Below are 9,655 nucleotides of genomic sequence, written 5' to 3'. Positions count from 1 at the left end.
CCCGACCGAGAGAGGGTAAGAACGCGGCTTTATGAGGAGTTTAATTCGCTCTGCAGCGAAGTGGCGGCCTTCCACTACTCCCCGTAATGCCGCAGCCGATCGAGGTCGAGGATGGTGACGCCGCCATATTCCAGCCGCAGCAGACCCTCCTGCTGCAGCTGGTTCAGGCAGCGGTTGGCATTCTGGCGCGAGATCCCCGACAAGGCCCCGATCTCCTCCTGGGTGATCTGAAGGTGCGGCGTCAGGCCGGGATAGAGGATGGGATTGAACAGTGCGGCGATGCTGCGGGCGAGGCGCGCCGTGACATCGAGCGTGCGACCGTATTCCAACAGGCCGATGAACTGGCCAAGCCGCTCGTTGAGCTGGCGCACCAGGAAGCGGTTGAAGCCGACGCTGTTCTCGAACAGCCAGATGAACGTGCTGCGGTCCATCAGCGCCAGACGCGTGTCGCGCAGCGCCACCACGTCGTAGCGGCGCGGCTCGTTCTTGAGCACGCTGCCCTCGCCGAACCACGATCCGGTCGTCAGGCCCGTGAAGCTCGTCTCCTTGCCGCCGCGCGAGACGATGCCCATGCGGGCGAGGCCGCTCACCATGCCGGTCCAGAAATCGAACCGCTCGCCGCGCATGAAGATGAACTCGTCGGCCGAATACGACCTCTCGACGATGCCGGCACGGGCGAACTCGATTTCCCGCTCGTTCAGCTCGCACGACCAGGCAGCAATACGCTTCAGTTGATCCGCAGAAATCATCTTCCCGTCGTCATCGGCACCGCCGGTGCTTGCTTACTTCCCATTTGCTGCATTGCAACAACGCCCCGTGAGCCGCGTCCGCACCGGAATCAGGCACGCCGAGCGCGGGCTAATTTCTCCGGCCAATTGTCAGGCACAAGACATTTCAAACTACCGCTTTCTCTTAAGGAGGACCACCATGCCGTGGTGCGGCCCAGTACCATCGTCAGCGGAGCCTGGGCCGGACCGATCGAGACCTTTAGTTGCATGGCCTCGCCATCGGGGTCGATGTAGGATCAGCGGCGAACATTGACGATAGAAGCGCATCAAGCGCCGTCACCGGGAGGGAAGTTTTAGTGGCCCAGAGTCTGGAAGTGCGCGGGGTATCCTTGCGGTTCGGCGGCGTCCGCGCGCTCACCGACGTCAGCTTCGCCATCAATGAAGGCGAGCTGTTCTCGATCATCGGCCCGAACGGCGCCGGCAAGACCTCGATGGTCAACTGCATTTCCGGCCGCTACCACCCGACCGAAGGACAGCTTTTCTACAAGGGCCGCGACATCACCGGCCTTACGCCCAATGCCCGCGCTTCGCTCGGGATCGGGCGCACCTTCCAGAACCTCGCGTTGTTCCACCACATGAGCGTGCTCGACAACATCATGGTCGGGCGCCATCACCTGCTGAAGAACAACTTCCTGACCGGCTCGCTGTACTGGCTGACCGGCGCGCGGCGGGAGGAACTTCAGCACCGCCACAAGGTGGAGGAGATCATCGATTTCCTCGACCTGCAATCGGTTCGCAAGGCGACCGCCGGCACCCTCCCCTACGGCCTGCGCAAGCGCGTGGAACTGGCACGTGCCATGGCGCTCGAGCCGAGCCTGATCCTCCTGGACGAGCCGATGGCCGGCATGAACTTCGAGGAGAAGGAGGACATGGCGCGCTACGTCGTCGACCTGAACGAAGAGTTCGGGATGACGGTGGTGATGATCGAGCACGACATGGGCGTGGTGATGGACATCTCCCACCGCGTGATGGTGCTGGATTTCGGCCGCAAGATCGCCGAGGGCGATCCCTCCGCCGTGCTGGCGGACCCGCACGTCAGGCGCGCCTATCTCGGCGAGGAGGACGAGGTCCTGGTCGATCCCGACGACGTGCCGGCAGCGACGGAGAGCGCGGCATGATGGACTACGCCGCGCGGGTCGCGCAGGCCGACACCTATCCCAAGCTCCTGCGCCTCAACGCCAGGGAACATGGCGATGAGATCGCGCTGCGCGAGAAGGATCTGGGGCTGTGGCGCCGGTTCACCTGGAACGACTACCAGAACCGCGTGCGCGACTTCGCGCTCGGCCTGGTCGAACTGGGGCTTGGCCGCGGCGACGTCATCGGCATCATCGGCGACAACCGCCCTGACTGGGTGGCGGCGGAGATCGCAACCCATGCCATCGGCGGCCTGAGCCTTGGCCTTTATCGCGACGTGCTGGATGAGGAAGCATCCTACCTCCTCAACTACGGCGAGGCGCGGCTGGTGTTCGCCGAGGACGAGGAACAGGTCGACAAGCTGCTCGGGCTCGCCGACCGGGTGCCGGCGCTCAAGCACATCGTCTATTCCGATCCGCGCGGCATGCGGAAATATGACGATCCGCGGCTGATGACGGCCGAGAAGCTGGCAAGCCTCGGCCGCGAGCGGGCCAAGCGCGAACCCGGCCTTTATGATCAGCTAGTTGATGCGACGAAAGGCGAGGACGTCGCGATCCTGTGCACGACATCAGGCACGACTTCTCATCCGAAGCTGGCGATGCTGGCGGCGAGCCGCGTGCTCAAGCACTGCGCGACCTATCTCGCATTCGATCCCAAGGGACCGGAGGACGAATACGTCTCGGTGCTCCCGCTGCCCTGGATCATGGAACAGGTCTACGTGCTCGGCAAAGGCCTCTTGTGCCGGATGAAGATCAACTTCGTCGAAGAGCCCGAGACCATGATGAACGATCTGCGCGAGATCGCGCCGACCTTCATCCTGTTCGCGCCACGGGTGTGGGAACAGATCGCCGCCGACGTGCGCGCGCGGGTGATGGATGCGACGCCCCTTAAGCAGGGCCTTTACGAGCTCGGCATGAAGGCGGGCCTCAACGCCCTTGCACAGGGCAAGCGTTCCGCCGTTGGCGACATGCTGCTGTTCCGCGCTCTTCGCGATCGCCTGGGCTTGACCCGCCTGCGCTCGGCCGCGACCGGCGGCGCGGCGCTCGGCCCCGAGACGTTCAAGTTCTTCCAGGCGATGGGCGTGCCGCTGCGCACGCTCTACGGCCAGACCGAGCTTTTGGGCGCCTACACGCTGCATCCCGAGGGCAAGGTCGATCCCGACACGACCGGGGTCGCGATGGCCGACGATATCGAGATCCGAATCGAGAACCCGGACGTCCACGGCGTCGGCGAAATCGTCGTCCGTCATCCCAACATGTTCCTGGGGTACTACAAGAACCCGGAGGCGAGCGAAGCCGACATGAAGGACGGCTGGATGCATTCGGGCGATGCCGGCTACTTCAACGATCATGGGCAGCTCGTCGTCATCGACCGCATCAAGGATCTCGCCGAGACCTCGCGCGGCGAGCGTTTCTCGCCGCAATTCATCGAGAACAAGCTGAAGTTTTCGCCCTACATCGCCGAAGCCGTCGTATTGGGGGCAGGCCGCGAGGCACTCGCCGCGATGATCTGCATCCGCTACTCGATCATCTCGAAATGGGCGGAGAAGAACCGCCTCTCGTTCACCACCTACAGCGACCTCGCCTCGCGGCCGGAAGTCTACGCGCTGCTGCAGAAGGAGGTCGAGACGGTGAACGCGACGCTGCCGCCGGCGCAGCGCATCTCGCGCTTCCTCCTGCTCTACAAGGAACTCGACGCCGACGACGGCGAACTGACGCGCACGCGCAAGGTCCGCCGCGCCGTCATCAACGAGAAATATGCCGGCATTATCGACGCGATCTATCGCGGCGATGCAAATATCCCGGTCGACACCGTCATCCGCTTCCAGGACGGCACCACCCAGCGCGTCCGCACCACGCTGAAGGTCGTGGACCTCGGCATCGCCGCGCACGTGGCGGAGGCGGCGGAATGAGGATGGCTTATGTGAAGGCAACGCTGCGCGTCGATGCGCCCTCTCCCCTTGTGGGAGAGGGCCGCTCCGCTGGTCAACGCGCACTCGCTTGGGTGAGGGGTCCTCTCTTCACGCTTCCGATGCGGAGCGAACCCCTCACCCGGCTTCGCTTCGCAAAGCCACCCTCTCCCACAAGGGGAGAGGGGAGAAGAGCGTCAGAAGAATCGATAGTCATGCGCGAGCTTGACCCGCGCAACCAACCTCTTATGAAGACGCGCTCTCTCAAAGAGATGGATTGCCGGGTCAAGCCCGGCAATGACGAGTCAGGTCAGCCAACATGAACACCGCCTTCCTCATCCAGCTCATCGTCAACGGTCTCGTGGTCGGCACGCTCTACGGCGTCGTCGCGATGTCGTTCGTGCTGATCTACAAGGCGACGCAGGTCGTCAACTTCGCGCAAGGAGAGCTGCTGCTGGTCGGCGCCTGGGTGTGCTGGGCGCTGCTCGCCAAATACCAGGTGCCGTTCTTCATCGGCATGCCGCTGACGCTGGTGTTCATGTTCGTCTTCGGCATCGCGATCCAGGTGGTAATCCTGAGGCCGATGATCGGCGAGCCGATCATCTCGGTGATCATGGTGACGATCGGGCTTTCAACCGTGTTCCAGGCGGCGCTGAAGTGGATGTTCGGCGTCAACCCGCAGCCCTTCCCGCGCATTTTCGAAAGCCAGGCGGTGGACCTGTTCGGCCTGCAGATCCAGACCGTCTATGTCATGAGCCTCGTCGTGTCGGTCGCGATGATGATCGGCATGGCCTGGTTCTTCCGCGCCTCGAAGTACGGCCTCGCCATGCGCGCCACCGCGTTCAACCAGCAGGTCGCCCAATCGCTCGGCATCTCCGTCAAGAGCGTGTTCGCCATGGCCTGGGCGATCTCGGCAATGGTGTCGGCAGTCGCCGGCGTCGTGGTCGCGGTGGTCAACGGCGTGTCGTCGGGCCTGTCGGCCTACGGCATCAAGGTGTTTCCGGCCGCGATCCTTGGCGGGCTCGACAGCGTCGGCGGCGCCGTGCTCGGCGGCATCATCATCGGGCTGCTGGAGAACGTCGCCCAATACGTCGACAGCCAATATTTGCACTGGGGCAATCTCTACGAGATCGCCCCATTCTACGTCCTGATCATCATCCTGATGATCAAGCCCTACGGGCTGTTCGGCACCAAGGACATCGAGCGGATCTGACATGGCAAGCCCCTCGCTTATTCCCGCCGGCGACTTCCGCACCAGCTATGCGGCGGACACCACGATCTTTCCGACCAGGACCAGCCGGAACTTCGCTATCGCCGGCGTCCTGCTGCTGTGCCTCGCGCCACAGTTCTTCAGCGAATACTGGCTCTCGATCCTGATCCAGATCGGCATCTTCGCGATTGCAGCTCTCGGCCTCAACATCCTGGTCGGCTTCACCGGCCAGATCTCGATCGGGCACGCCGCCTTCTTCCTGTTCGGCGCCTTCACTTCGGCCTACATCTCCAACAACGCGCCGATCCCGGTATTCTTCGCCATTCCGCTCGCCGGAGTAATCACCGCACTGGTCGGCCTGATCTTCGGCATCCCGGCGGCGCGGCTCAAGGGCCTTTACCTGGTCATCGCGACGCTGGCCGCGCAATACATCCTGCTCGACTTCTTCTCCCGCGCCGAATGGTTCTCCGGCGGCTCGGTGCCGGCGAGCGCCGAACCGTTCTCGATCTTCGGCTACACGCTGCGCGGCGACCGGCAGTATTTCTATGTCGTGCTGGCCTACGTCCTCATCAGCTATGTCCTCGTCACCAACCTGCTGCGCACACGCGACGGCCGCGCGCTGGTGGCGATCCGCGACCATTACCTGTCCGCGGAGATCATGGGCATCAATCTCACCAAGTACCGCACGCTGTCGTTCGCCCTGGCGGCATTCTACGCCGGCATCGCCGGCGCGCTCTATGCGCATTACCAGCAAGTCGTCTCGCAGGAGGGTTTCGGCATCGAGCGCTCGGTGCTGTTCCTCGCCATGATCATCATCGGCGGCACCGGCTCGATCATGGGCACGCTGATGGGCACCGCCTTCGTGGTGCTGCTGCCGGAATCGATGGAATGGATCAGCCTGCGCATGAAGGGCGGCATCATCGACCAGGCGCTGTCGCTCAATACCAACATCACCTTCCTGCGCGAAATCGCGATCGGCGTGATCATCATCGCGTTCCTGATGTTCGAGCCGGACGGGCTCGCGCATCGATGGCGGCAGATCAAGGCGTACTGGAAACTCTACCCGTTCTCGCATTGAGGCGAGAAGGGAAGCGAACTCTTCTCTCAACGAATAACAGGAGGAACTAGTCCATGAAGCTGAAATCTCTACTGAGCACGGTCTCGCTCGCGCTGCTGGTCAGCGCCGCATCCGCAAGCGCCCAGGCGCAGATCGCGGTCGGTCATCTCGCCGACTATTCCGGCGCGACATCCGATGTCGGACAGCCCTACGGGCAGGGCGAAGCCGACGCCTTCGCCTGGATCAACAAGAACGGCGGCATCGGCGGCAAGCAGGTGAACGTCGACACCAACGACTACGGCTACCAGGTGCCGCGCGCGGTGGCGCTGTACAAGAAGTGGTCGGCGCCCGACGGCAAGGTCGCCGCGATCCTGGGCTGGGGCACCGCCGACACCGAGGCGCTGACCGGCTTCGTCGCCCAGGACAAGATCCCCTATATTTCCGCGTCCTATGCGGCGGCGCTGACCGACCCTGCGGGTGCCAGCGGCAAGGCAAAGCCTGCGCCCTATAACTTCTTCTACGGTCCGAGCTACTCGGACGCGGTGCGCGCCATGCTGATGTGGGCGGCCGACGACTGGAAGGCCAAGGGCAAGAGCGGCAAGCCCAAATACGTTCATATGGGCGCCAACCACCCCTATCCGAACGCGCCGAAAGCGGCGGGCGAAGCGCTCGCGGCCGAACTCGGGTTTGAGGTGTTGCCGCCGATCGTCTTCGCGCTGACGCCCGGCGACTACAGCGCGCAGTGCCTGAGCCTGAAGAGCTCCGGCGCGAACTATGCCTATCTCGGCAACACCGCAGCCTCCAACATCTCGGTGCTGAAGGCCTGCAAGACCGCGGGCGTGGACGTGCAGTTCCTGGGCAATGTCTGGGGCATGGACGAGAATGGCGCCAAGACGGCGGGCGATGCGGCTGACGGCGTGGTCTTCCCGCTGCGTACCCCGGTGATCTGGGGTGGTAACGCGCCAGGCATGAAGACGGTGGTGGAAATCTCGAAGATGTCCGACCCGACCGGGAAGGTCTATCGGCCGGTGCACTACATCGCCGGCGTCTGCACAGCCCTGTACACCAGGGAAGCGCTCGAGTGGGCCGCGAAGAATGGCGGCGCGACCGGCGAGAACGTGGCCAAGGGCTTCCACCAGAAGAAGGACTGGGTGCCGGCAGGTATGGAGGGCGTGTGCAATCCTTCGACCTGGACCGACAAGGACCACCGCGGCACGCTCAAGGTCGATCTCTATCGCATGAAGATCGCCGGTGCGACCAGCGGCGATCTCAACGACCTGATGGCCAATGGCGCGATCAAGCTCGAGAAGGTCAAGACCGTCGAGCTGCCGCGCAAGCCGGAATGGCTCGGGTGGTGAGCGTGCGGCTCACGCCCTCACAACTCTCCTCTCCCGTCGTTCCGGGGCGATGCGAAGCATCGAGCCCGGAACCTCGAGATTCCGGGTTCGCCTCTTCGAGGCGCCCCGGAATGACGGCGTAAGCAATGACGCCAGCGAGTAACAAAACATGAGTGAAGCGGCTCACATCGGGCGGCCGGCAGCGACGCTATCGCCCGCGCCCCTGCTCAGCGTGCACAACATCGAGGTCGTCTATGACGACGTCATTCTGGTGCTGCGCGGCCTCAGCCTCGAAGTGCCGAAAGGCGCGATCGTGGCGTTGCTCGGGGCCAACGGCGCCGGCAAATCGACGACGCTGAAAGCGATCTCCGGCCTGCTCAAGACCGAGGACGGGGAAGTGACGCGCGGCGAGATCATCTTCAATGGCGAGCGCATCAACGGCATCGACCCCGACAAAATCGTCCGCCGCGGCATCTTCCAGGTGATGGAGGGGCGCCGGATCGTGGCCGACATGACCTCGGTGGAGAATTTGCGGCTAGGGGCCTTCACTCGCAGCGACCACGATGTGGATGCCGACATCGACATGGTCTTCAGCTACTTCCCGCGCCTGAAGGAGCGCACCGGTCTTGCCGGCTATCTCTCCGGCGGCGAGCAGCAGATGCTGGCCATCGGCCGCGCGCTGATGGCGCGCCCCAAGATGATCCTGATGGACGAGCCGTCGATGGGCTTGTCGCCGCTCTTGGTGAAGGAGGTCTTCGCCATCATCAAGGAGATCAACCGCGATCTCGGGGTGACCATCCTGCTCGTGGAACAGAACGCACGCGCCGCGCTCTCCGTCGCCAGTCACGGCTACATCATGGAGCAGGGCAAGGTGGTGCTTGACGGCACCGCCGAGGCGCTGCGCGACAACGAGGACGTCAAGGAGTTCTACCTCGGCGGCGCCGGCGACCAGCGCAAGAGCTTCAAGAACCTGAAAAGCTTCAAACGGCGGAAACGGTGGCTATGACCGGCACGACCGACCATTACGACGCGCTGGAAACGCGCGACCCTGCCGCGCGCGAGGCCGAGCTGTTCGCGCGCCTTCCTGACATCCTGCGCAAGGCCATGGCGGCGCCTGCCTATGCCGAGCGCCTCAAGGGCATAGACCCGGCATCGGTGACGTCCAGGGCGGCGCTGGCGCGCCTTCCGGTGCTGCGCAAGTCCGAGCTGCCCGCCCTGCACAAGGCCTCCCTGCCGTTCGGAGGGTTCGTGGCGGCCCCTCCGGGATCGTTCAGCCGGCTGTTCACCTCGCCTGGCCCGATCTTCGAGCCGGAGGGCGCCCATGCCGATCCCTGGCGCGGAGCGCGGGCGCTGTTTGCCGCCGGCTTCCGGCCGGGCGACATCGTGCTCAACACCTTCAGTTATCACCTCACCCCTGGCGGCTTCATCTTCGACACGTCCGCCCGTGCACTCGGCTGTGCGGTAATCCCGGCAGGCCCCGGCAACACCGAGCAGCAGTTCGAACTGATCGAGGCCTACCGGCCGGTCGGCTACAGCGGCACGCCGGACTTCCTGAAAATCCTGCTGGATGCGGCGGCCGGCGCCGGGCGCGACGTCTCCTCGATCAAGCGGGCGCTGGTGTCGGGCGCGGCCTTCCCGCCCTCGCTCCAGGCCGAAATCACGTCCCGCGGCATCGAGGCCTACCAGGCCTTCGGGACCGCCGACCTCGGCATGGTCGCCTTCGAGACCACGGCGCGCGAGGGCATGGTGGTCAACGAGGACCTGATCCTGGAGATCGTGCGCCCGGGCACCGGCGAGCCGGTCGCGGCCGGCGACGTCGGCGAGATCGTCGTGACCTCGCTCGATCCCCACCATCCCTGGATCCGCCTGGCGCTCGGCGACCTCACGGCGGCACTGCCGGGAACAAGCCCGTGCGGGCGCACCAACGTGCGGATCAAGGGCTGGATGGGCCGCGCCGACCAGACCACAAAGGTCAAGGGCATGTTCGTCCGCCCCGAGCAGATCGTCGAGATCGGCAAGCGCCACCCTGCGCTCGGCCGGCTGCGCCTGGTTGTCGCCCGCCAAGGCGAGACCGACGCGATGACCTTGCGGGCCGAATGCGCGGAGGCGAATGAAGCGCTGCGCGCCGAAATCGCAGGCACGTTGCGCACCGTGACCAAGCTCGGCGGCGATGTCGAACTGGTGAACCCAGGCACGCTGCCGAATGACGGCAAGGTGATT

8 protein-coding genes are annotated in these 9,655 nt (G+C 64.5%); 7 read left to right on the top strand and 1 reads right to left on the bottom strand.

Annotation, left to right across the window (positions count from 1 at the left end):
• Positions 1 to 74 precede the first annotated feature (74 nt).
• Entirely contained in the window at positions 75 to 749 is a 675-nt protein-coding gene (locus tag HY852_RS05400) for a Crp/Fnr family transcriptional regulator (RefSeq protein WP_291603189.1), read from the bottom strand.
• 335 nt (positions 750 to 1,084) lie between these two features.
• Between HY852_RS05400 and HY852_RS05395 the strand changes: the two genes are divergently transcribed.
• The 7 genes from HY852_RS05395 to HY852_RS05365 form a co-directional block, all read left to right on the top strand.
• On the top strand, positions 1,085 to 1,906 hold the full coding sequence (locus tag HY852_RS05395) for an ABC transporter ATP-binding protein (protein WP_291603187.1): 822 nt from the start codon (positions 1,085 to 1,087) through the stop codon (positions 1,904 to 1,906).
• Positions 1,903 to 3,834, top strand: a complete 1,932-nt coding sequence (locus HY852_RS05390; protein WP_291603185.1) for a long-chain fatty acid--CoA ligase — start codon at positions 1,903 to 1,905, stop codon at positions 3,832 to 3,834. The genes HY852_RS05395 and HY852_RS05390 overlap by 4 nt, the downstream gene beginning before the upstream one ends.
• Positions 3,835 to 4,150: 316 nt before the next feature.
• Positions 4,151 to 5,044 carry a branched-chain amino acid ABC transporter permease gene (locus HY852_RS05385; RefSeq protein WP_291603184.1) on the top strand — a complete coding sequence of 298 codons (894 nt, stop codon included), beginning with the start codon at positions 4,151 to 4,153 and terminating at the stop codon, positions 5,042 to 5,044.
• A gap of 1 nt (position 5,045) precedes the next feature.
• Positions 5,046 to 6,119 carry a branched-chain amino acid ABC transporter permease gene (locus tag HY852_RS05380; RefSeq protein ID WP_291603183.1) on the top strand — a complete coding sequence of 358 codons (1,074 nt, stop codon included), beginning with the start codon at positions 5,046 to 5,048 and terminating at the stop codon, positions 6,117 to 6,119.
• Between the two features lie 53 nt (positions 6,120 to 6,172).
• Complete coding sequence (locus tag HY852_RS05375; RefSeq protein ID WP_291603181.1) at positions 6,173 to 7,456, top strand: ABC transporter substrate-binding protein; 1,284 nt, start codon at positions 6,173 to 6,175, stop codon at positions 7,454 to 7,456.
• Between the two features lie 148 nt (positions 7,457 to 7,604).
• Positions 7,605 to 8,441, top strand: coding sequence for an ABC transporter ATP-binding protein (locus HY852_RS05370; protein WP_291603179.1), 837 nt, complete (start codon positions 7,605 to 7,607; stop codon positions 8,439 to 8,441).
• The coding region (locus HY852_RS05365) for a phenylacetate--CoA ligase family protein (protein ID WP_291603177.1) at positions 8,438 to 9,655 on the top strand (1,218 nt) is incomplete at its 3' end. The genes HY852_RS05370 and HY852_RS05365, both read left to right, overlap by 4 nt.

This window comes from Bradyrhizobium sp. (assembly GCF_016213215.1).
GTDB lineage: Bacteria > Pseudomonadota > Alphaproteobacteria > Rhizobiales > Xanthobacteraceae > Bradyrhizobium.
The sequence above is the reverse complement of the archived record's forward strand: the minus strand, read 5'-3'. Positions and strand labels throughout refer to the sequence as shown.